General features: G+C 59.3%; 18 protein-coding genes. 12 read left to right on the top strand and 6 right to left on the bottom strand.

Features of this window, described 5'->3' with window-relative positions:
* Positions 1-218 precede the first annotated feature (218 nt).
* Together ACQ4MY_RS01530 and ACQ4MY_RS01525 are read left to right on the top strand one after the other, a co-directional pair.
* Positions 219-1346 carry an NAD(P)/FAD-dependent oxidoreductase gene (locus ACQ4MY_RS01530; protein WP_440093351.1) on the top strand — a complete coding sequence of 376 codons (1128 nt, stop codon included), beginning with the start codon at positions 219-221 and terminating at the stop codon, positions 1344-1346.
* Between the two features lie 93 nt (positions 1347-1439).
* On the top strand, positions 1440-2066 hold the full coding sequence (locus tag ACQ4MY_RS01525) for a helix-turn-helix transcriptional regulator (RefSeq protein ID WP_064393297.1): 627 nt from the start codon (positions 1440-1442) through the stop codon (positions 2064-2066).
* A 124-nt stretch (positions 2067-2190) separates the two neighbouring features.
* Here the strand turns inward: ACQ4MY_RS01525 and ACQ4MY_RS01520 are convergent, their stop codons facing one another.
* The 6 genes from ACQ4MY_RS01520 to ACQ4MY_RS01495 form a co-directional block, all read right to left on the bottom strand.
* Positions 2191-2967 carry an ABC transporter substrate-binding protein gene (locus ACQ4MY_RS01520; RefSeq protein ID WP_440093349.1) on the bottom strand — a complete coding sequence of 259 codons (777 nt, stop codon included), beginning with the start codon at positions 2965-2967 and terminating at the stop codon, positions 2191-2193.
* Between the two features lie 264 nt (positions 2968-3231).
* Positions 3232-3684 carry a molybdopterin synthase catalytic subunit MoaE gene (gene moaE / locus ACQ4MY_RS01515; protein WP_008080204.1) on the bottom strand — a complete coding sequence of 151 codons (453 nt, stop codon included), beginning with the start codon at positions 3682-3684 and terminating at the stop codon, positions 3232-3234.
* 3 nt (positions 3685-3687) lie between these two features.
* Entirely contained in the window at positions 3688-3930 is a 243-nt protein-coding gene (gene moaD, locus ACQ4MY_RS01510; RefSeq protein WP_008080205.1) for a molybdopterin converting factor subunit 1, read from the bottom strand.
* Entirely contained in the window at positions 3927-4400 is a 474-nt protein-coding gene (moaC, locus tag ACQ4MY_RS01505) for a cyclic pyranopterin monophosphate synthase MoaC (protein WP_008080206.1), read from the bottom strand. The genes moaD and moaC overlap by 4 nt, the downstream gene beginning before the upstream one ends.
* Positions 4401-4643: 243 nt before the next feature.
* Positions 4644-6038, bottom strand: coding sequence for a PhoH family protein (locus tag ACQ4MY_RS01500; protein WP_008080207.1), 1395 nt, complete (start codon positions 6036-6038; stop codon positions 4644-4646).
* Positions 6039-6375: 337 nt separating this feature from the next.
* Positions 6376-7500, bottom strand: coding sequence for a polysaccharide deacetylase family protein (locus ACQ4MY_RS01495; protein ID WP_440093345.1), 1125 nt, complete (start codon positions 7498-7500; stop codon positions 6376-6378).
* Between the two features lie 249 nt (positions 7501-7749).
* Here ACQ4MY_RS01495 and yaaA point away from each other — a divergent pair, with 249 nt between their 5' ends.
* From yaaA to ACQ4MY_RS01445, 10 genes are all read left to right on the top strand, one after another.
* A complete protein-coding gene (yaaA, locus tag ACQ4MY_RS01490) occupies positions 7750-8529 on the top strand; it encodes a peroxide stress protein YaaA (RefSeq protein ID WP_440093343.1) in 780 nt (259 codons plus the stop codon).
* An 808-nt stretch (positions 8530-9337) separates the two neighbouring features.
* A complete protein-coding gene (locus ACQ4MY_RS01485) occupies positions 9338-10654 on the top strand; it encodes a nucleotide sugar dehydrogenase (RefSeq protein ID WP_008087506.1) in 1317 nt (438 codons plus the stop codon).
* Positions 10655-11005: 351 nt separating this feature from the next.
* Positions 11006-12487 (top strand): mannuronan synthase, encoded by a 1482-nt coding sequence (gene alg8, locus ACQ4MY_RS01480; RefSeq protein WP_371924513.1) that lies wholly within the window; start codon positions 11006-11008, stop codon positions 12485-12487.
* A gap of 35 nt (positions 12488-12522) precedes the next feature.
* Positions 12523-13692 (top strand): alginate biosynthesis protein Alg44, encoded by a 1170-nt coding sequence (locus tag ACQ4MY_RS01475; RefSeq protein WP_158830087.1) that lies wholly within the window; start codon positions 12523-12525, stop codon positions 13690-13692.
* 9 nt (positions 13693-13701) lie between these two features.
* Entirely contained in the window at positions 13702-15213 is a 1512-nt protein-coding gene (algK, locus tag ACQ4MY_RS01470) for an alginate biosynthesis TPR repeat lipoprotein AlgK (RefSeq protein ID WP_256677628.1), read from the top strand.
* Positions 15210-16691 carry an alginate export family protein gene (locus tag ACQ4MY_RS01465; RefSeq protein WP_008077270.1) on the top strand — a complete coding sequence of 494 codons (1482 nt, stop codon included), beginning with the start codon at positions 15210-15212 and terminating at the stop codon, positions 16689-16691. The genes algK and ACQ4MY_RS01465 overlap by 4 nt, the downstream gene beginning before the upstream one ends.
* A gap of 26 nt (positions 16692-16717) precedes the next feature.
* Complete coding sequence (gene algG, locus ACQ4MY_RS01460; protein WP_053117956.1) at positions 16718-18304, top strand: mannuronan 5-epimerase AlgG; 1587 nt, start codon at positions 16718-16720, stop codon at positions 18302-18304.
* Positions 18305-18314: 10 nt separating this feature from the next.
* The gene (locus tag ACQ4MY_RS01455; RefSeq protein WP_440093339.1) at positions 18315-19775 is read left to right on the top strand and encodes an alginate O-acetyltransferase; all 1461 of its coding nucleotides are present in this window, start codon (positions 18315-18317) and stop codon (positions 19773-19775) included.
* Positions 19776-19783: 8 nt separating this feature from the next.
* On the top strand, positions 19784-20908 hold the full coding sequence (locus ACQ4MY_RS01450; protein WP_440093337.1) for a mannuronate-specific alginate lyase: 1125 nt from the start codon (positions 19784-19786) through the stop codon (positions 20906-20908).
* A 191-nt stretch (positions 20909-21099) separates the two neighbouring features.
* Positions 21100-22665, top strand: a complete 1566-nt coding sequence (locus ACQ4MY_RS01445; protein ID WP_160056008.1) for an MBOAT family O-acyltransferase — start codon at positions 21100-21102, stop codon at positions 22663-22665.
* Positions 22666-22674: the final 9 nt, after the last annotated feature.

Here is a 22674-nt window from a genome sequence, read left to right as displayed (position 1 = left end):
TTGGCCTGGGCCTGGAAGACATCGCCCTCGCCAATGCGCTCTACCACCTCAACAACTGACCACTGTAGGAGCTGCCGAAGGCTGCGATCTTTTGATCTGTTTTTTTAAGATCAAGATCAAAAGATCGCAGCCTTCGGCAGCTCCTACAGGGAATGTATTTCAATTGGGAGCTGCCGCAGGCGGATTCCCGGAGAACCTTGATAGCGTTGGAGTTTTTCATGAGCCAGGCAGATTTCATCATCATCGGCGGCGGGATTGCCGGCGCTTCCACCGGTTTCTGGCTGTCGCCGCACGGCAAAGTCATCGTGCTCGAACGTGAATCGCACCCGGCCTATCACTCCACCGGACGCTCCGCTGCGCTGTTTACCGCCGCCTATGGCACCCCGCAAGTACGCGCACTGACCCAGGCCAGCCGTGAGTTTTTCGATCATCCACCGGCCGGTTTCTGCGAACATCCACTGCTGACCCCACGCGGCGAAATGACCGTCGACTTCACCGGTGACCCCGCCGAACTCAACAACCAATACCTCAGCGCCAAAGCCACAGTCCCTGAGATGCAGTTGCTCACTGCCGACGAAGCCTGCGCGCGCCTGCCGATCCTGCGCCGGGAAAAAGTCCACGGCGCGATCTACGATCCGAGCGCCAGCGACATCGACACCGACGCCCTGCATCAGGGCTACCTGCGCGGCATCCGACGCAACAACGGCGAAGTCCATACCGATTGCGAAGTGCTTGGCCTGAGCCGCGACGCCGACGGCCTCTGGCACGTACAAACAAACGGCAAGACCTTCAGCGCGCCAGTCATTATCAACGCCGCCGGCGCCTGGGCCGACAAGATCGGCGCACTGGCCGGCGCCAAATCGCTGGGCCTGCAACCGAAACGCCGTGCCGCGTTCATCTTCGCCGGCCCCGAAGGCGTCGACATTCATCACTGGCCGATGCTGGTCAGTCTCGACGAGTCCTTCTATATGAAGCCCGACGCCGGCATGTTCCTCGGTTCGCCGGCCAACGCCGATCCGGTCGAGCCTCACGATGTGCAACCGGAAGAACTCGACATCGCCATGGGCATTTACCAGATCGAAGAAGCCACCACGCTGACCATCCGCCGTCCGACCCGCACGTGGGCCGGGCTGCGCAGTTTCGTTGCCGACGGTGATTTGCTCAGCGGTTTCGATCAGAAGGTGCCCGGACTGTTCTGGGTCGCGGCGCAGGGCGGCTACGGCATTCAGACATCGCCGGCGATGGGCCAGGCCAGCGCTGCACTGGTGCGCGGCGAGCCTTTGCCCGAGCACTTGCGCAACTTCGGCCTGAGCAGCGCCATGCTCTCCCCTGCCCGCCTCGCCTGATCGTCCCCCCGGATGACGCGCCCAACGGATTGCGGCACACTCCCAGCGCCCCCTGATCACGGGGGCGCTGACGCTGCCTGGAGCTCCACTGTCATGACCGCCCCCGAATTCGATCCAGCGCTGGATAACTTCCGCGCCATCGCCGACGCCATCGCCACGCTGTTTTTTCCCCACGCCGAAGTGGTGCTGCACGACCTGCGCACGCAGAAGGTCGACTACATCGCCAACAACCTGTCGAAACGCGAGATCGGCGACGACTCGTCACTGGAAGACATGCTCAGCGAGGATGTCAGCGACAGGAACATTGGCCCGTACGAAAAGCTCAACTGGGACGGTCAGAAGATTCGCAGCCTGAGCAGCGTCCTGCGCGACAGCGAAGGCCTGCCGCTGGCGGTGCTGTGCATCAATCTGAATATTTCGCTGTTCGAGAATGCCAAGGCGGCGCTGGACCTGTTCCTGTCGCCGAGCAAGCTGATCCCGCAACCGGATTCACTGTTTCGCGATGACTGGCAGGAACGCATCAACACCTTCCTCCACGCCTGGCTGCGCGAGCGGCAGTTGAGCCTGAATGTGCTGACCCGCGATCACAAACGCGAACTGGTGCTGGCGCTGCACGCCGAGGGCGCGTTCAAGGGCAAGAGTGCCTCGAACTATGTGGCCAATGTGCTGAACATGGGGCGGGCGACGGTGTACAAACACCTGAAGGAAATGAAGGGCTAGAGATTTGCGGTGATTGAACCGGCCCCATCGCTGGCAAGCCAGCTCCCACAGTTTTTTTGTTGCACACAACATCTGTGTACGACTCAATCACTGTGGGAGCTGGCTTGCCAGCGATGACGGACTATCAGTCGCCGTAAATGTCGGACTTGAAATACTTCTCGGAAATCTTCTGGTACTCGCCACTCGCGCGAATACCATCAATCGCGCCATTCAACTGGCTGACCAATTCAGTATTGCCTTTGCGCACCGCAATCCCCGCGCCCTCGCCCACGTACTTCGGATCCTTCAACTCAGGCCCGACAAACGCATAGCCTTTGCCACGCGGCATCGACAAAAAGTCATTCAGCGGAATGGTATCGGCAAAGATCGCATCGAGCCGCCCCGCCGCGAGGTCCATGTAGATCTCTTCGTTGTTGCTGTAGCGCTTGACGTTGATGCCCTTGGCCTCGAACACCTCGGTGGCGTAACGATCGGTGGTAGTCGCGCGCTGCACGCCGACGTTCTTGCCCTTGAGGCTGGCGTACTGATCATCAACGCTGGCGCCTTCCTTCATCACCAGGCGCGACGAAGTGAAGTAGTACTTGTGGGTGAAATCCACCGACTTCTTGCGGTCTTCGTTGATGGTCATCGACGACAGCGCCATGTCGATCTTCTTCACTTTCAGCGAAGGAATCAGACCGTCGAACTCACCTTCGACCCACACGCACTTGACCTTCATCTGCGCGCACAGGGCATTGCCGATGTCGTAGTCGAAACCGACGATTTCGCCTTTGTCGGTTTTCGAGGCGAACGGCGGGTAAGCCGCCTCGATGCCGATGCGCAGGGTTTGTTCGGCGGCGAACACGCTGGCGCAGGACAACAGGCTCAGGGCCAGACCGGTGATGAGGGGGAGTTTCTTCATGTTCGTTCTCTCGCGGAAGTTGTTGTTGGTTTGGCAAGAAAGAGCTGAAACGGAGGGGATGCTTTTTTGTACTTATAAATCCATATTGGACTCGCAGGTACATATCGTCAATTAAAGAAAAGAGAGATTTTGGGTGTTACAGAGGGCCCCATCGCTGGCAAGCCAGCTCCCACAGTGATCGAGTCGTACACAGATTTTGTGTACACCAAAGATCCTGTGGGAGCTGGCTTGCCAGCGATGGCGGATTTGAAGGCGCTACAGGACTTACTTGTTCCAGCGATCCGCCGCGGCATGATCACTGTCGCGCCCCTCAACCCAACGCGGCCCGTCGCTGGTGTTTTCTTTCTTCCAGAACGGTGCACGGGTTTTCAGGTAGTCCATGACGAAGGCGCAGGCATCGAATGCGGCCTGGCGATGCGCACTGGCGGCGCCGACAAAAACGATTGGTTCACCCGGTTCGAGCGCGCCGATGCGGTGCAGCACTTCCAGTTTCAACAGCGGCCAGCGCTGCTCGGCTTCGATGGCGATTTTGCCGAGGGCTTTTTCGGTCATGCCCGGATAGTGTTCGAGGAACATTCCCGCGACATCCAGCCCATCGTTGAAGTCGCGCACGTAGCCGACAAAACTCACCACCGCGCCGACGCCGACATTGGCCGCGTGCATCGCGTTGACTTCAGCGCCCGGATCGAACGGCGTGGCCTGCACACGAATCGCCATGGCTCAGCCTCCGGTCACGGTGGGGAAAAACGCCACTTCGTCGCCATCGACCACCGGCTCGTCGAGCTGACATAGGTCTTCGTTACGTGCGCACATCAGGTTCTGTTCGCTCAATACTTCAGCGCCATCACGCGTTGCCAGCAGTGCGCGCACGTCATCGACGGTGGCGAAATCACCTTCAACCTTCAGCGAATCCACGCCCAGCGCTTCACGGTAACGGGCAAAAAACCTCACGGTCAGGTTCATGGCTGCTCCGCTTGAAAGTGCCCACTCTTGCCGCCGACCTTCTCCAGCAGACGCACGCTTTCGATGGTCATGCCGCGATCGACGGCTTTGCACATGTCGTAGATGGTCAGGGCGGCGACGCTGGCGGCAGTCAGCGCTTCCATCTCGACGCCGGTCTGCCCGGAGAGTTTGCAGCGGGCGACGATGCGCACGCTGTCTTCGCCTTCGGCACTGAGTTCGACTTTGACGCCGGTGAGCATCAGCGGGTGGCACAGGGGAATCAGATCGCTGGTTTTCTTCGCCGCTTGAATGCCGGCGATGCGCGCCACGGCGAACACGTCGCCCTTGGGATGGCCGCCGCTGACGATCATCTGCAACGTTTCGGGGAGCATGCGCACCAGCGCTTGGGCCGTCGCTTCACGGAACGTCACGGCTTTTTCGGTGACGTCGACCATGTTGGCGCGACCTTGGGAATCGAGATGAGTCAGCACGGGATTACTCCTGATCAGGAGCGGGGATTGTAAACCTGCGGGTCAAATTTCCGCACCCACGAATATCACTCACCTTATGTAGGAGCTGCCGAAGGCTCGGGCCGCGATCGGACGATCTTTTGATCTGGCTTTTATAGAGCAAGATCAAAAGATCGCAGCCTTCGGCAGCTCCTACATGTGATTTGTGTAGGGCATAAAAAAACCGGGCGGCTTTGGGGCCGCCCGGTTTTGTTGGCGATGCGGTTACAGATGGGTTTCGGCGTATTCAGCCAGGATCGAGCGAGGCACCCCTTGCAGGGTGATGTGCACACCGTTGGGGAAATCCTTGAAGCGTTCGGTCAGGTAGGTCAGCCCGGAGCTGGTCGCGGACAGGTAAGGGGTGTCGATCTGTGCGAGGTTGCCCAGGCACACCACTTTCGAACCGGCGCCGGCACGGGTGATGATGGTTTTCATCTGGTGCGGCGTGAGGTTCTGGCATTCGTCGATCAGAATCAGGCTTTGCTGGAAGCTGCGACCACGAATGTAGTTGAGTGATTTGAACTGCAGCGGCACTTTGCTGAGGATGTAGTCGACGCTGCCATGGGTGTTTTCGTCATCCATGTGCAAGGCTTCGAGGTTGTCGGTGATGGCGCCCAGCCAAGGCTCCATTTTTTCCGCTTCGGTGCCGGGCAGGAAGCCGATTTCCTGATCCAGGCCCTGCACACTGCGAGTGGCGATGATGCGACGATAACGCTTGCTGACCATGGTCTGCTCGATCGCAGCGGCCAGCGCCAGAATGGTTTTACCGGAACCGGCGGCACCCGACAGGTTGACCAGATGAATGTCCGGATCGAGCAGCGCGTACAGCGCCAGACTTTGATAAATGTCGCGCGGTTTCAGCCCCCACGCTTCCTGATGCAGCAACGGCTCCTGATGCAGGTCGAGAATCAGCAGGCGGTCTTCTTCAATCTCCTTGATCCAGCCGACGAAGCCCTGTTCATCGATGATGAATTCGTTGATGTGTACCGCAGGCAGGTTGTCGATCAGTTGCACCTGGTGCCAGGTGCGGCCGTGGTCCTGACGGGTTTCGACCTTGCTCACGCGGTCCCAGAAGGAGCCGGTCATGTTGTGGTAGCCGTTGGGCAGCAGCGACACGTCGTCGACCAGTTGGTCGGTGCTGTAGTCCTCGGAGGCGATACCGCAGGCGCGCGCCTTGAGGCGCATGTTGATGTCTTTGGTAACCAGCACCACCGGTTTTTTCGGCTCGCGGGTGTGCAGGTCGATCAGTTGGTTGATGATTTTGTTGTCGTTCAGGTGCTCGGGCAGAATCAGGTTCGATTCGGCCTGCTTGCTCATCAGAATTGACAGCAAGCCCTTCGGCCCACCCTTGCCGCGCTGGATCGGCACACCCAGTTCGACATCTTCCGGGGACGCATCGCCCAGGGTCTTGTCGATCAGCCGGATGGCCTGACGGCATTCAGCGGCCACGCTGTGATGCCCGCTCTTGAGCTTGTCCAGCTCTTCAAGCACGGTCATCGGGATCGCGACGTGGTGTTCTTCAAAATTCAGCAGGGCGTTTGGATCGTGAATCAATACGTTGGTATCGAGTACATAAAGGATTGGCTGGTTGGAGGAAGGGCTACGTCCGTGATCATCCATACTCGGTCACCTTTGTCAGAGCCAGTAGACGCAATACCTGGGCGGTGCTGCGCCTCGAAGTGACTGCCGAAATCTCACCTGCGGAGATTCAAGTGACTGCAAACAAACGGGTCTTGGAAGACGCCACCTGTGTTGCAGGTTTCGGCGGTCTGTCTTCGTAATACTCCAAAACCGATGACATAAAAAAGTACTTTGACGGTTTTTTTAAGTTTATTTTGCAAAGTGACGAAAAGCCCTTGGCGGACTCCGTCGACACCGTTAGAGTCGGAAGTCCGCCTGCATCGAATCCTCTGAAAAATTCGCCCCAAGCCCAATGTTTCTGGGCTTCTGCCGTTTCTCAGCGAAACGCGTCCTGACAGTCCTCCCAACCGATACCGCTTTGCGCCGTTTGCGTCAGCAGCCACGGCATCGAGGTCTTCACCGCGTCCTGCTTGACGTTGAAATTGATCACCCCGTGGCGCCACAACAACATCAAGGTCAGCACCCGTTGCGCGCTCGCTGCGCCCTTGAGCTTGCCGGCGCCGTCCTGGGCATCGATGTCCCACAGCGCCACTTGCAGGCCCTGGCTGTTGAAGAAGTCTTGCGCGTCACTGCGGCGCTGGCCATCTGGCGGACGGAACAGCGGCACGTAGTTTTCCGGCAATTTGTTCCTGACCAGATCAGCGCTACGCCGCACCGAATCCTGCCAGTCCTGCCAGTGGCTGTGGGACCGGAACTCCCAACCCTGCACGCCGACGCACATTTGCGAGAATGCTGCTTGCAGGCTGCTCACCGAACGCTCGGCCAACCGCGCCTGAATATCCTTGCCCAAGACGAAAAACGTAGCGCTCAGGTTCGACTTGCGCAGGTACTCGGCCAGCCAGCCGGTATTGTCCGGTTGCGCATTGGCGGCGCTGTCGAACGTCAGCAGAAACAGCCGATCGTGCATCTCGTCGCCATTACGTTCGTAGTCGCCGAAATGATCGAATTCATTGCTGGTCTGCGGCGACAGTGCAGCCTTGCGCATCAACTCATCCAGATACTGCAGATGAAAGATCCGGCTAGGTTCGGCCCACTTGGTGTAATAGCTGTCATCGCTGACCACGAACTTGGCGGCCTGCTCGCGCAGGGTCGGCAGGTCTTCGACGAGGAAGCAGAACGAGGCATCCTGATCGCAGCTTTGCTGGGCGTAGTTATAGTTAGCCAACAGGCGCTGCCAGAGGCGTTGGCGCAGACTGTTGACCGCATCGATATTGACCGTGCGCAACCCCAGACGCTTCGCCAGGGCGGCCTCGTCCATCGATTCGGTACCGAGCAGGCCACGGGCGAACATGAGGATTTCCGCCCGCGAGGCGACGTCGAACAGGGTCGGGCTGGTCAGTTGCTCCGGCCAGGTGCTGCGATCCAGCGTCGCAATATCGCCTGGCGCCGCGACGGCACCGAAGCTCAATAGCCACGCGGTGAATAAAAGAACAATGCGCAAAGGGATGTCTCCATAACAAAACCCGCGCGGCACTATAGCTGATAAGACACGACGCTGATCCCTGTAGGAGTGAGCCTGCTCGCGATAGCAATAGATCAGTCACCACCCTGTTGAATGTCAGAACGCTATCGCGAGCAGGCTCACTCCTACAGGGAATGCGCCAAGCCGTCGATCACCTATCACGCTCATAGCTGGAGTCAACTCGGACAACCCCCTAGAATCGCCCCCACGATTAAAGGAGACGACTTCATGCTGATGGTGATTTCCCCCGCCAAGACCCTCGATTACGAAACACCGCCGGCGACCCAGCGCTTCACCCAGCCGCAATACCTTGACCATTCCCAGGAACTGATCCAGCAATTGCGCGAGCTGACCCCGGCGCAGATCAGCGAACTGATGCACGTGTCCGACAAGATCGGCGGCCTCAACGCCGCGCGTTTCGGCAGCTGGACGCCCGCGTTCACCCCGGAGAACGCCAAGCAGGCGCTGCTCGCCTTCAAGGGTGACGTCTATACCGGCCTCGACGCGCAATCTTTCAACGAAGCCGATTTCGATTACGCGCAAAAGCATCTGCGCATGCTCTCCGGCCTCTATGGTCTGCTGCGCCCGCTCGACCTGATGCAACCGTATCGCCTGGAAATGGGCACCAAACTGGCCAACGCCCGTGGCAAAGACCTTTACGCCTTCTGGGGCACGCGCATCAGTGAATGGTTGAACGAAGCGCTGGCCGATCAGGGCGACGACGTACTGCTCAACCTGGCGTCCAACGAATACTTCTCGGCCGTTAAACGCACCGCCCTGAACGCGCGGATCATCAATACCGAGTTCAAGGATCAGAAGAACGGCCAGTACAAGATCATCAGTTTCTACGCGAAGAAAGCGCGTGGCCTGATGAGCCGCTTTGTGATTCAGGAAAAGATCAACGATCCGGCTCAGCTCAAGCAGTTCGATGTGCAGGGTTATCGCTACAGCGCCGAACAATCGAAACCCGACAATCTGGTCTTTCTGCGCGACCACGCCCCCGAATAAAGCATGCCTATTGCACGACTCTTTCTATCAAGAGTCGTGCAGCCTGCACGCTGTCAAAAATTCCCCGCCTTGTTTCGCCATTTTTATGGCGCCAAAAAATAATCCCTGTCTTTTCTAATTTTAGTTTCACTCGACACTGATCATTTTTTTCAGTAGTGGCACCTAACTTTTTTCACAGTAGTGGCACAAAACTATCTAGCGCGATTATGCCCCTATCAATAAAGGGCGAAACGGAAAGTGCTATCAAATTGAGACCAGTGCCATCTTTGCCAATATTTCAAAAAATTTCAGATGGCGCGATGAGCGGACTGGAACTATGTCCAAATGCGTAGTTCATACCACCGGTAACGATTCTCGCCGAGTTTGTACGAGATAACTTACGCGGAGCAGATAGCCATGTAACCAAGTTGTCACAGCAACTTGCCTAGATGACTAACTAGTCTCAAAACAAACGAAGGACAGGAGATACGCAGCATTAATATCCCCTGCAAGGCCATGGCCGCGCCCCTATAAACGTGCTCGCCTGAGCACCAGACCGCTTGATCTACGGGCTTCTCGCCTGACATCGAGCGCGCAAGACGAATGCACCAGAGTCTTCCAGAAAGAAGATCCGCTGCATAACAGGGCAAGTCATAACTATAAGGCCTGGTTGCGCACATCTTGAGTGCACTTATTTAGACACTCGGAACTTTGTATGCCTGCACACGGCATTGTGGCGCCTGTAAGCCGCACTTTCGAGTGCACTAGTGAACGCTGAACACCATTAACTCCGGCCTTCTAAGGCCTGATATATACAGAGGTAATTGCGATGCGCATCAGCATATTTGGTTTGGGTTACGTTGGCGCAGTATGTGCCGGTTGCCTGTCTGCACGTGGCCATGACGTGGTTGGCGTCGATGTTGCCAAAGACAAGATCGACATGATCAACGCTGGCAAATCCCCCATTGTTGAACCGGGCCTGGGCGAACTTCTGCAACAGGGTATCCAGACCGGTCGTCTGCGTGGCACGACCAACTTCGCCGAAGCGATTCGTGACACTGACCTGTCGATGATCTGCGTCGGTACGCCGAGCAAGAAGAACGGCGACCTCGAACTGAACTACATCGAAGCGGTGTGCCGCGAGATCGGTTTTGTTCTGCGTGAAAAAACCACCCGCCACACCATCGTTGTACGCAGCACCGTATTGCCGGGCACTGTTGCCAACGTGGTGATCCCGATTCTCGAAGACTGCTCCGGCAAAAAGGCTGGCGTCGACTTCGGCGTTGCGGTCAACCCTGAGTTCCTGCGTGAATCCACCGCCATCGCCGACTACGACCTGCCACCGATGACCGTCATCGGCGAATTCGACAAGGCTTCGGGCGACGTTCTGCAATCGCTGTACGAAGAACTCGACGCACCGATCATCCGCAAGGACATCGCTGTCGCCGAGATGATCAAGTACACCTGCAACGTCTGGCACGCGACCAAAGTGACCTTCGCCAACGAGATCGGCAACATCGCCAAAGCGGTCGGCGTCGATGGCCGTGAAGTGATGGAAGTGGTCTGCCAGGACAAGACCCTCAACCTGTCCCAGTACTACATGCGCCCGGGCTTCGCCTTCGGCGGTTCGTGCCTGCCGAAAGACGTGCGCGCCCTGACCTACCGCGCCGGTTCCCTGGACGTCGAAGCGCCGCTGCTCAACTCGCTGATGCGCAGTAACGAATCGCAAGTGCAGAACGCCTTCGACATCGTTGAAAGCCACGACAAACGCAAAGTCGCCCTGCTCGGCTTGAGCTTCAAGGCCGGCACCGACGACCTGCGCGAAAGCCCGCTGGTCGAGCTGGCCGAGATGCTGATCGGCAAGGGTTACGACCTGAGCATCTACGACAGCAACGTCGAGTACGCCCGTGTTCATGGCGCGAACAAAGACTACATCGAGTCGAAAATCCCCCACGTATCGTCGCTGCTCAACGCGGACTTCGATTCGGTGATCGACAACTCCGACGTGATCATCCTCGGCAACCGTGACGAGAAATTCCGTGCGCTGGCGCAACAAGCGCCGCATGGCAAACAGGTCATCGACCTGGTCGGCTTCATGGCCAAGGCCACCGACGCCGGTACTCGTACCGAAGGTATCTGCTGGTAAGGCAGACGTTGCACGGCGCCGCCCTCGCGACGCCGCGCAACAGAACCCAAATGTAGGAGCTGTCGAGTGAAACGAGGCTGCGATCTTTACCGGCAACATTTGAGTTCCGAGTGAACCGGAAAGATCAAAAGATCGCAGCCTTCGGCAGCTCCTACAGGGACTCACGGATTGCGGCGAGCCCTGTAGGAGCTGTCGAGTGAAACGAGGCTGCGATCTTTTCGGGAACACCAAAATCCCAAGCGAAAGATCAAAAGATCGCAGCCTTCGGCAGCTCCTACATGTCCTTGCAAGTTTTTGTAAGCCTGCCTTAACCCCATCGGGCCCGCCCCGAGATAGAGACGGATGCAGATTATGCACAGGCTAAAACACGGCCTACTTCAGGCCGCCGGTTGGCTGTTTTACCTAAGTTTGTTGATGGGCATGGCCTTGATGCTGCCCACGTCCACATTCGACTCCGAGTCGAAGGACTTCATTTTCCTGATCGGCGCCGTGGGTATCTGGCGCTACTCGATGGGTGCAACGCACTTTGTGCGCGGCATGATTTTCCTCTACATCGTTTACCCGCACCTGCGCCGCAAAGTGCGCAAGCTGGGTAAAGCGGCGGACCCGTCGCATGTGTTCCTGATGGTCACCAGTTTCCGTATCGACGCGCTGACCACCGCGCAGGTCTACAGCTCGGTGATCCGCGAAGCCATCGACTGCGAACTGCCGACCACCGTGGTCTGCTCGATCGTCGAAATGTCCGATGAGCTGCTGGTCAAGGCACTGTGGGCGCGGATGAATCCGCCCGAGCGCGTCAAGCTCGACTTCGTGCGCATTCCCGGCACCGGCAAACGTGATGGCCTGGCCTACGGTTTCCGCGCGATTTCCCGTCACCTGCCGGACGACCGCGCCGTGGTCGCCGTGATCGATGGCGACACCGTGCTCGGCGAAGGCACCGTGCGCAAGACCGTGCCGTGGTTCCAACTGTTCGGCAACGTCGGCGGCCTGACCACCAACGAATTCTGCGAAGTGCGCGGCGGCTACATCATGAGCGAATGGCACAAGCTGCGTTTCGCCCAGCGCCACATCAACATGTGCTCGATGGCTCTGTCCAAGCGCGTACTGACCATGACCGGGCGTATGTCGGTATTCAAAGCGTCTGTGGTCACCAATCCGGAATTCATCGCCGACGTTGAAAGTGACTCGCTGCAACACTGGCGTCTGGGCCGTTTCAAGTTTTTGACCGGCGACGACAAGTCGAGCTGGTTCAGCCTGATGCGCCTTGGCTACGACACCTTCTACGTGCCTGACGCAGCGATCAACACCGTTGAACACCCGCCGGAAAAGAGCTTCATCAAGGCCAGCCGCAAACTGATGTTCCGCTGGTACGGCAACAACCTGCGCCAGAACTCGCGAGCACTGGGCCTGGGTGTGAAACGCCTCGGCGCCTTCACCTCGGTGGTGCTGTTCGATCAACGCGTATCGATGTGGACCTCGCTGCTCGGCCTGACCGTGGCGATCATCGCCAGCTTCAAATACGGCACCGCGTTCATCCTCGTTTACCTGCTGTGGATCGGCATCACCCGCCTGATCCTGACCCTGCTGCTGTCGTGCTCCGGTCACCGGATCGGCCCGGCTTACCCAGCGATTCTTTACTACAACCAGATCGTCGGCGCGCTGGTGAAGATCTACGTGTTCTTCCGCCTCGACCAACAATCCTGGACGCGCCAACCCACATCCCTGACCCGTGATCTCGCCAGCTTTCAACGTTGGTTCAACACCTGGTCGTCTCGGACCATGACCTTCTCCGCCGGCAGCATTTTTGTCGCCGTGCTGCTGATGATGGTCTGACCCGCCCCTATTGAATTAACAAGGAAATCGCCCCTATGAATACCGCCGTCAACGCCAACGTAGTGCATGAATCCGAAGCCCAGCGCCAACACGCCCGTGTGAAAATCCCGGCCAAACTGCGCTTCTTCGGTCCCGACCGGACCCCGGTAGAAGCGCGGGTGCTCGACCTGTCCGCCGGTGGTCTGGCGTTCAACGCCGGGCAAATGCCGCTGACCATCGGCGAGGTGTACAAGGCGCGTCTGCAATTCGTCATCGACAACCTCGGCCTGGCGATGGACGTTGAACTGCAAGTGCGTTCCTACGACCGCCAGACCGGCCGCGTCGGCTGCCAGTTCCAGAACCTGGAACAACAGGACATTTCCACCCTGCGCCACTTGATCACTTCGCACCTGGCCGGCGACATCGTCAGCATCGGCGAAGTGCTGGCGACCCTGCAGCGCGACAACTTCACCAAGGCGCGCAAGGTCAAGGACGGCGGCTCCGGCATGACCCCGTTCGGTCGTTTGAAAGCCGTGACCTTCAGCGCCGGTATCTTCGCGGTCGGTCTGGTCGCGGCGGGCTTCATTTTCAAATCGGTGTACGGCATGTACTTCGTCAGCCACGCGCAGGCTGGCCTCGTCAGCGTGCCGGGGATGAACATCACCATGCCGCGCGACGGCACCGTGCAGAGCCTGGTCAAGTCCGACGGCGTTGCCGCCAAAGGCGCGCCACTGGCGACCTTCAGCACCAGCATGCTCGACGTGCTCAAAGGCCACCTGGAAGAAGATCAACTGTCCCCGGCCAAGGTTGAAGAACTGTTCGGCAAGCAAATGACCGGCACCCTGACCTCGCCGTGCGATTGCACCGTGGCCCAGCAACTGGTGGCTGACGGTCAATACGCGAGCAAGGGCGACGTGATTTTCCAACTGGTGCCGCGCAACACCTTGGCCAACGTTGATGCGCGCTTCTCCTATCGCCAGTTCGGCGACGTGCGTCCGGGTACGCCGGTGAGCTTCCAGATCGCCGGCGAGGACAAGACCCGCACCGGCAAGATCGTCAGCAGCACCAGCCTGAAAAGCGAAGACCTGTCCTCCGACATCCGCGTGCAGATCAAGCCTGACGAGCCGCTCGACAGCAGCCTCGCCGGTCGCCCGGTGGAAGTGAACAGCGACCGTGGCCCGAACCTGAACTGGCTGATCGACAAAGCCATGGCTGCCGGTCTTTAAGTCGAGGACATGCCTGTGACTACTCCACCCATCCTGAAAACACCGCGATCCCTGTGGGAGCTGGCTTGCCAGCGATTGGATCACAGTGGTTTAACTGGAATACCGAGTCGACTGAATCGCTGGCAAGCCAGCTCCCACAGAGTTCATGTGGTGTGCTCGCTGGCGCTGGCAGTGTCTCTGGCCGGTTGCGCCGGCCTGCCCGATCAGCGTCTGGCCAACGAAGCGCTCAAGCGTGGCGACACCGCCACTGCTGCGCAGAATTATCAGCAACTGGCCGATCTGGGTTACAGCGAAGCGCAAGTCGGTCTCGCCGATATCCAGGTCGACAGCCGCGACCCTGAGCAAATGAAACAGGCCGAAGCGACTTACCGCGCCGCTGCCAGTGTTTCGCCGCGTGCTCAGGCGCGTCTTGGTCGCCTGCTGGTGGCGAAACCGGGTTCCACCGAAGCCGAGCATCAGGAAGCCGAAAGCCTGCTGAAAAAAGCCGCCGCCAACGGCGAAGGCAACACGTTGATCCCGCTGGCGATGCTGTACCTGCAATACCCGCACAGCTTCCCCAACATCAACGCTCAGCAGCAGATCGATCAGTGGCGCAAATCCGGTTTCCCGGAAGCGGGTCTGGCCCAAGTGCTGCTGTATCGCACCCAAGGCACCTACGACCAGCACCTGGATGACGTGGAAAAGATCTGCAAGGCCGCGCTCAACACCACCGACATCTGCTACGTCGAACTGGCCACCGTGTACCAGAAACGCGCGCAGCCTGAGCAACAAGCCGAGCTGATCAAGCAGATGCAGGCCGGTTACAGCCGTGGCACCGTCACCGCGCAGCGCGTCGATTCGGTGGCCCGTGTATTGGCCGATTCGACCCTGGGCAAACCTGACGAAAAAACCGCGCAGTCGCTGCTCGAGCCGATCGCTCCAGGCTACCCGGCGTCGTGGGTGACCCTCGCGCAATTGCTTTACGACTATCCGGAACTGGGCGACGTCGACCAGATGATGAAGTACCTCGACAACGGCCGCGCCGCCGACCAGCCGCGCGCCGAACTGTTGCTGGGCAAGCTCTACTACGAAGGGAAAATGGTCCCGGCCGACGCCAAAGTCGCTGAAGAACATTTCCAGAAAGCCGTTGGCCGTGAAGTTGCCGCCGACTACTACCTCGGCCAGATCTATCGCCGTGGCTACCTCGGCAAGGTCTATCCGCAGAAGGCTCTCGACCACTTGCTGACCGCTGCACGCAACGGTCAGAACAGCGCCGATTTCGCCATCGCCCAACTGTTCTCCCAAGGCAAGGGCACCCAGCCCGACCCGGTCAACGCCTACGTCTTCAGCCAATTGGCCAAGGCGCAAAACACCCCGCAAGCCGATGAGCTGGCGACCACCCTCGCCGCGCAATTGCCGCCCGAGCGTCTGGCCGAAGCCCAGCGTCTGCTGCAACAGGAGCAAGCCAGCCGTGGCGCTCTGAACCAGAACACGCTGCAACTGCACGCCCTGCAAGAAGAAGACGGCGAGGAAAAATTATGAAGTTGAACCCATTCGTGAAGGCCGGCATTGGCCTCACTTTCGCGCTGATCTGGTCTTGCCCGACACTGGCCGCGATGACTGAAACCAAGAACTTCGGCCTCGAAGTGAAAGTCACCGGCCAGTCCGAAGACGACCGTGACCTCGGTACCGCCAGCGGCGGCGACGTCAACGGCGTCGGCCTCGACCTGCGTCCGTGGATCTACGGCGAAAGCGGCGCGTGGAGCGCCTACGCCATGGGCCAGGCCGTGACCTCGACCGACATCATCGAAACCGACACCCTGCAACAATCCGACGGTGAACAAGCCACCGACAACGGCGATCGCAAAACCAAGAAAAACTACCTGGCGATGCGCGAGTTCTGGGTCGGCTACAGCGGCCTCACCCCGTACCCAGGCGAGATGCTCAAGTTCGGTCGCCAGCGCCTGCGCAATGACGACGGCCAATGGCGCGACACCAACATCGAAGCGCTGAACTGGACCTTCGACACCACCCTGTTGCGTGCCAACGCTGGTGTCGCCGAACGCTTCAGCGAATACCGCACCGACTTGAAAGAGCTGGCGCCGAAAGACAAAGATCGCCTGCACGCCTACGCCGACGCCGCTTACCAGTGGACGCCGGGCCAGTGGGTCGGCATTCGTGGCCACCATACCCACGACGACGGCAAACTCGATTACGCCGAGCCGGGTGTGCCGCGCGACTCGCTGGATAAAACCGAGAACGGCGACATCAGTTGGCTCGGCCTGACCGCCGACAGCGACGCCTACAACTGGCGCAACACCAACACCGTCAACTACTGGGGCAGCATCACCGGCATGAGCGGCGACCGCGACACGGTCAACGCGCTGAACGCCGATGGTTCGCGCCCGGCACAAGCCAAGCGCAGCGATGACGTCAACGGCTGGGCCACCGACATCGGTGTACGCCTGCGCCTTGATCCGCAATGGCAAGTCGGCGGTGCCTACGCCCGCGCCAGCGCCGATTACGAACAGAATGGTCTGGAGAGCAACCGCTCCAACTACACCGGTACGCGCTCGCGGGTTCACCGTTTCGGCGAAGCGTTCCGTGGCGAAATGAACAACATGCAGACCGCCACGCTGTTCGGTTCGTGGATGGTCAACGACGAGTACGACGCCAGCCTGATCTACCACAAATTCTGGCGTGTCGACGGCAACAAGCCGGTGGGCAGCAACGGCATCAACGCCGTGGAAAACAACACCGACGACGCCACCGGCGCCATTCTTTCCAGCACCTCGCTGCCGCTTGAAGACGGCAACAAGGATCTCGGTCAGGAGATGGACCTGGTCGTCACCAAGTACTTCAAACAAGGCCTGTTGCCGGCGGCGTTGAGCCAGTCGATCGACGAGCCTTCGGCCCTCGTGCGTTTCCGTGGCGGTGTGTTCAAACCGGGCGATGCCTACGGCAAGCAGGTTGATTCGTACATGCACCGCGCGTTCATCGACGTGATCTGGCGCTTCTGATGCAAACCGCCAAGGGAGTGCCCGACATGATCAGCACCAGGATAGGCTCACTCAGCCTGCTGGCCGGCGCGATGCTGCTGGCCAGCGCCGGCGCCTTCGCCAATGTGGAGCCGACGGCGCCACAACCGGCCAAGCCGGCCACCGTGGCCAAAGAACTGCAACAGGCCAAGACCTACACCGTCAGCAGCGCGCCAACCGACGCGCTGAATCTGGCCGCGCCGAAACTGCCCGACCTCTCCGGCTTCACCGCCGAAGCCGCTGCGGCGAAGATCGTCCGCAGCAAACCGGGCAAGATCAGCGTGCGCCGGATGATGCAGGAAGACGCGCTGAAGGACTTCATCGGCGGTGACAACAAGATGGCCGAATGGGTGGTGCGTCAGCACGGCATCCCGCAGGCGATCTTCGTCGACGACGGCTACATGAACCTCAAGGATCTGGCGCAGAAACTGCCCAAGCAGTATTTCAGCGAAACCTCGCCGGGCGTGTACCTGTCGAAGCTGCCGATCGTCGTTGGCCGTAAAGGCATCCTCGAAATCGATGGCCAGACCCAGGAATTGCGCCTGTCGCAAGAGGCCGGTTCGTTCCTGGTCAACGACGGTCAGCTCTTCGTGCGTGACACCAAGATCACTGGCTGGCGCGAGAAGGAAAACGGCCCGGCGACCTTCCGTTCGCCGAAGGAATTCCGTCCGTTCCTGCTCGCCTGGGGCGGCACCGAGACCTACATCGTCAACAGCAAAATGGCCAGTTTCGGCTACGCCAACAGTAAGTCGTACGGCGTGAGTATTTCCCAGTACACGCCGAACATGGCCAAGGTGCTCAAGCGCCCTGAGCCGACCGGCTGGATCGTCGGCTCCGAGTTCTCCGACATGTGGTACGGCTTCTACTGCTACGAGACCCGCGACTTCGTGGTCAAGGGCAACACCTACAAAGACAACATCGTCTACGGCATCGACCCGCACGACCGTTCTCACGGCCTGATCATTGCCGAGAACACCGTGCACGGCACGAAGAAGAAGCACGGGATCATTATTTCCCGTGAGGTCAACGACAGCTTCATCTTCAACAACAAGAGCTTCGACAACCACCTCTCGGGCCTGGTGATCGACCGGAACAGCGTCAACAACATCATTGCCTACAACGAGATCTACAAGAACCACACCGACGGCATCACCCTCTACGAGTCCGCCGACAATCTGCTGTGGGGCAACAAGGTCATCAGCAACAAACGCCACGGCATCCGCATTCGTAACAGCGTGAACATCCGCCTCTACGAAAACGTCGCCATGGCCAACGGCCTGACCGGCGTTTACGGCCACATCAAGGATCTGAGCGACACCGACCGTGACATCAAGCTCGATCCGTTCGATGCGCAGGTGTCGCTGATCGTCGTCGGCGGTGAGCTGGCGGCCAATGGCAGCGGCCCGCTTTCGATCGATTCGCCTTTGAGTGTCGAGCTGTATCGCGTGTCGATGCTGGCGCCGACCAAATCCAGCGGCATCAGCTTCAACGGCATCCTCGGCGAGCGCCAGGATGAAATTCTCGACCTGCTGGTGCGCCAGCAGAAAGCCGTGCTGATCGACCCTGTCGAACGCCAGACCGAAATGCAGGACTGAGGATAATTTTATGCACCCACACTTGATCAAATTACTCAGCCTGTCGGCCCTGACCGTGGGCATTCTCGCGGCCAGCAACGGCGCCCGCGCCGATGAAGGCGCCGCCGCCACGCCGCCAAAGTTCAGCGCCGAACCGTGCTGCAACCTGTGCCCGGCGGCGCATGACGCGAAGAACTACACCACGCGTTATCAGCAGAACTTCACCACGCTGGTGCAGGCACAAGGCGACTGGCTGTTCCGAACTCAGGAAGATTTGCGCACCGAGTTCAACACCACCCCGGCCGGCTACAAACGCCTGCAACAGCTGCACGATGCGTTCAAGGCCAAAGGCGTCGAGCTGGTGATTGTTTACCAGCCAACCCGTGGCCTGGTGAACCGCAACAAGCTCAACCCGCAGGAAAAAGCCGCATTCGATTACGAGAAAGCGCTGGGCAACTACAAGACCATGCTCGGCCGTTTCGCCAAGATGGGTTACGTCGTACCGGACCTGTCACCGCTGACCAACGAATCGCTGCCGGACACCCTGCCCGCCCACGATTTCTACTTCCGTGGCGACCAACACTGGACGCCATACGGTGCACAGCGCACGGCGAAAATCGTCGCCGAGAAGGTCAAGCAGATCCCGGCCTTCGCCGACGTGCCCAAGCGTGAATTCGAAACCAAACGCTCCGGGCGCATGGGCAAGACCGGCACCCTGCACAACATGGCCGGGCAACTCTGCGGCACCAGTTACGCGATCCAGTACATGGATCAGTTCACCACCGAGCCTAAGGGCGAGGCCGGTGATGGCGACCTGTTCGGTGATTCCGGCAATCCGCAAATCACCCTCGTCGGTACTTCGCACAGCGGCAAGAACTACAACTTCGCCGGCTTCCTCGAAGAAGCCATCGGCGCCGACATTCTCAACGTCGCCTTCCCTGGCGGCGGTCTGGAAGGTTCGATGTTGCAGTACCTGGGCAGCGACGAATTCCAGAAGACCCCGCCGAAAATTCTCATCTGGGAATTCTCGCCGCTGTACCGCCTCGACCAGGAAACCATCTATCGCCAGATGATGTCTCTTCTCGACAACGGCTGCGAAGGCAAAGACGCACAGATGACCGCGAGCACCACGCTCAAGCCGGGCGGCAAACAAGAACTGCTGGTCAACAGCAAGAACCTGAACCTGCAGAACAGCAGCCATCAGGTCGACATCCGCTTCGCCGACCCTTCGGTGAAAACCCTGCAAGCCACCCTCTGGTACATGAACGGTCGCCACGAGGACATCAAGATCGAGAAACCGGAAACCTCCGACACCGACGGTCGTTTCGCCTTTGAGTTGCGCACGGACGAAGACTGGGCCACGCAGAACCTGCTGGCGGTCGAAGTCCAAGGCCCGGAAGCGGGCACCGCGCCACAAAAAGTCGAAGCGAAAATCTGCAAACGCAACGTATTCCCGGGCGCTGGGCAACAAACCGCTCAGGTCGGGCAATGAGGTCTGCTATGCGAACTCCGAAACTCAAAAATCTGTTGGCACCGACGCTGTTGAGCCTGGCGATGTTCGCCGGGGCGACTCAGGCCGCCGCGCCACTGCGTCCACCCCAGGGCTATTTCGCGCCTGTGGATAAATTCAAGACTGGCGATAACAGCGAAGGCTGCGATGCGATGCCGGCGCCGTACACCGGGCCGCTGCAATTTCGCAGCAAATACGAAGGCTCGGACAAGGCGCGTTCGACGCTGAACGTGCAGTCGGAAAAAGCCTTCCGCGACACCACCAAAGACATCACCACGCTGGAACGCGGCACCGCCAAACGGGTGATGCAGTTCATGCGCGACGGTCGTCCGGAGCAACTCGATTGCACGCTGAACTGGCTGACCGCGTGGGCCAAGGCCGATGCGTTGATGTCGAAAGACTTCAACCACACCGGCAAGTCGATGCGCAAATGGGCGTTGGGCAGCATGGCCTCTTCGTACATTCGCCTGAAATTCTCCGACTCGCATCCGCTGGCGCAGCATCAGCAGGAAGCGCAGTTGATCGAAGCATGGTTCAGCAAAATGGCCGATCAGGTGGTCAGCGATTGGGACAACCTGCCGCTGGAAAAAACCAACAACCACTCGTACTGGGCCGCATGGTCGGTGATGGCGACCTCGGTCGCGACCAACCGCCGCGACCTGTTTGACTGGGCGGTGAAGGAATACAAGGTCGGCGCCAATCAGATCGATGCCGACGGTTACCTGCCGAACGAACTCAAGCGCCAGCAACGCGCCCTCGCCTATCACAACTACGCCCTGCCGCCGCTGGCGATGATCGCCAGCTTCGCTCAGGTCAACGGTGTTGATTTGCGTCAGGAAAACAACGGTGCGCTGAAGCGTCTGGGTGATCGGGTGTTATCGGGGGTGAAAGACCCGGATGAATTCGAGAAGAAGAATGGCAAAGAGCAGGACATGACCGACTTGAAAGAGGACATGAAATTCGCCTGGCTCGAACCCTTCTGCACGCTCTACACCTGTGCGCCGGATGTCATCGAGAAGAAGCGCGGCATGCAGCCGTTCAAGACCTTCCGCCTCGGCGGCGACCTGACCAAGGTCTACGACCCGTCGCATGAGAAGGGCAACAAAGGCTCGTAACACCACAACCCTGTAGGAGCTGCCGAAGGCTGCGATCTTTTGATCTGGCCTTTGAAGATCAAGATCAAAAGATCGCAGCCTTCGGCAGCTCCTACAGGGGGCATCGAATTTGAGTTGGCCCGCCGGTTTTTCGTGGGGGGTTTGGGGGGGCTTTGGCCCTTGACTGTTGGTTCAAACATGGAGAGATCGGGATGGTATTTTCATCCAACGTGTTCCTGTTTCTGTTCTTGCCGATCTTTCTCGGCTTGTACTACTTGAGCGGGCAACGCTATCGCAACCTGCTGCTGCTGATTGCCAGCTACGTGTTCTACGCCTGGTGGCGTGTGGACTTCCTCGCGCTGTTCGCCGCCGTCACGCTGTGGAACTACTGGATCGGCCTCAAAGTCGGTGCCGCTGGCGTGCGAACCAAACCGGCGCAGCGCTGGCTGTTGCTCGGTGTCGCCGTCGATTTGTGCATCCTCGGCTACTTCAAGTACGCCAACTTCGGCGTCGACAGCATCAACGCGATGATGACGTCGGTCGGTCTGTCGCCGTTCATCCTCACCCACGTGCTGTTGCCGATCGGTATCTCGTTCTACATCTTCGAGTCGATCAGCTACATCATCGACGTGTATCGCGGCGACACCCCGGCCACGCGCAACCTGATCGACTTCGCCGCCTTCGTCGCGATCTTCCCGCACTTGATTGCCGGCCCGGTTTTGCGTTTCCGCGACCTCGCCGACCAGTTCAACAACCGCACGCACACCCTCGATAAGTTCTCCGAGGGCTGCACGCGGTTCATGCAGGGTTTCATCAAGAAGGTCTTCATCGCCGACACCCTCGCGGTGGTCGCTGACCATTGTTTCGCCCTGCAAAACCCGACCACGGGTGATGCCTGGCTTGGCGCGCTGGCGTACACCGCGCAGCTGTATTTCGACTTCTCCGGTTACAGCGACATGGCCATCGGTCTGGGCTTGATGATGGGTTTCCGCTTCATGGAAAACTTCAAACAGCCGTACATCAGCCAGTCGATCACCGAGTTCTGGCGCCGCTGGCACATCAGCCTGTCGACCTGGCTGCGTGACTATCTGTACATCACCCTCGGCGGGAACCGTAAAGGCACGCTGATGACCTATCGCAACCTGTTCCTGACCATGCTCCTCGGTGGTCTGTGGCACGGCGCGAACATCACTTACATCGTCTGGGGCGCCTGGCACGGCATGTGGCTGGCGATTGAAAAAGCGCTGGGTCTGAACACTTCGCCACGCAGCCTCAACCCGATCCGCTGGGCGCTGACCTTCCTGCTGGTGGTGATGGGCTGGGTGATCTTCCGTGCCGAGAACCTGCATGTCGCCGGCCGTATGTACGGTGCGATGTTCAGCTTCGGCGACTGGTCGCTGTCGGAACTCAATCAGGCCAGCCTCACCGGTCTGCAAGTGGCAACTCTGGTGGTGGCGTACGTAACGCTGGCCTTCTTCGGCCTGCGCGATCTGTACACCAATCAACCGCCAGCCAAAACCAAACCTGAAGTCAACGTCGAGGCCAACGGCCCTGCCACCGCGACTCCGGGAATGATCAAGGCTGCGCCTGGCGAAAACCCGGCAAGCATCCACGAGCCTGGCTACACCGTCGGCGTCGAAGCCCAGGTGCAACCGGCCTACTGGAGCGCGGACTGGTCGCGCTACGTGATGCGCGGTCTGATCCTGCTGCTGTTCATCGCCTCGATTCTCAAACTCTCGGCGCAAAGCTTCTCGCCGTTCCTTTACTTCCAGTTCTGAGGGATCTGA

Source organism: Pseudomonas sp. SM4, from assembly GCF_051913165.1.
Lineage (GTDB): Bacteria > Pseudomonadota > Gammaproteobacteria > Pseudomonadales > Pseudomonadaceae > Aquipseudomonas.
The sequence above is the reverse complement of the archived record's forward strand: the minus strand, read 5'-3'. Positions and strand labels throughout refer to the sequence as shown.

What these genes read in the sequence shown, in the direction of transcription:
- ACQ4MY_RS01530 (WP_440093351.1), top strand. Translation starts at nt 219, where the DNA reads ATGAGCCAGGCAGATTTCATCATCATCGGCGGCGGGATTGCCGGCGCT.
- ACQ4MY_RS01525 (WP_064393297.1), top strand. Translation starts at nt 1,440, where the DNA reads ATGACCGCCCCCGAATTCGATCCAGCGCTGGATAACTTCCGCGCCATC.
- ACQ4MY_RS01520 (WP_440093349.1), bottom strand. Translation starts at nt 2,967, where the DNA reads ATGAAGAAACTCCCCCTCATCACCGGTCTGGCCCTGAGCCTGTTGTCC.
- moaE (WP_008080204.1), bottom strand. Translation starts at nt 3,684, where the DNA reads ATGGCGATTCGTGTGCAGGCCACGCCGTTCGATCCGGGCGCTGAAGTC.
- moaD (WP_008080205.1), bottom strand. Translation starts at nt 3,930, where the DNA reads ATGAACCTGACCGTGAGGTTTTTTGCCCGTTACCGTGAAGCGCTGGGC.
- ACQ4MY_RS01500 (WP_008080207.1), bottom strand. Translation starts at nt 6,038, where the DNA reads ATGGATGATCACGGACGTAGCCCTTCCTCCAACCAGCCAATCCTTTAT.
- yaaA (WP_440093343.1), top strand. Translation starts at nt 7,750, where the DNA reads ATGCTGATGGTGATTTCCCCCGCCAAGACCCTCGATTACGAAACACCG.
- ACQ4MY_RS01485 (WP_008087506.1), top strand. Translation starts at nt 9,338, where the DNA reads ATGCGCATCAGCATATTTGGTTTGGGTTACGTTGGCGCAGTATGTGCC.
- alg8 (WP_371924513.1), top strand. Translation starts at nt 11,006, where the DNA reads ATGCACAGGCTAAAACACGGCCTACTTCAGGCCGCCGGTTGGCTGTTT.
- ACQ4MY_RS01475 (WP_158830087.1), top strand. Translation starts at nt 12,523, where the DNA reads ATGAATACCGCCGTCAACGCCAACGTAGTGCATGAATCCGAAGCCCAG.
- algK (WP_256677628.1), top strand. Translation starts at nt 13,702, where the DNA reads ATGCCTGTGACTACTCCACCCATCCTGAAAACACCGCGATCCCTGTGG.
- ACQ4MY_RS01465 (WP_008077270.1), top strand. Translation starts at nt 15,210, where the DNA reads ATGAAGTTGAACCCATTCGTGAAGGCCGGCATTGGCCTCACTTTCGCG.
- algG (WP_053117956.1), top strand. Translation starts at nt 16,718, where the DNA reads ATGATCAGCACCAGGATAGGCTCACTCAGCCTGCTGGCCGGCGCGATG.
- ACQ4MY_RS01455 (WP_440093339.1), top strand. Translation starts at nt 18,315, where the DNA reads ATGCACCCACACTTGATCAAATTACTCAGCCTGTCGGCCCTGACCGTG.
- ACQ4MY_RS01450 (WP_440093337.1), top strand. Translation starts at nt 19,784, where the DNA reads ATGCGAACTCCGAAACTCAAAAATCTGTTGGCACCGACGCTGTTGAGC.
- ACQ4MY_RS01445 (WP_160056008.1), top strand. Translation starts at nt 21,100, where the DNA reads ATGGTATTTTCATCCAACGTGTTCCTGTTTCTGTTCTTGCCGATCTTT.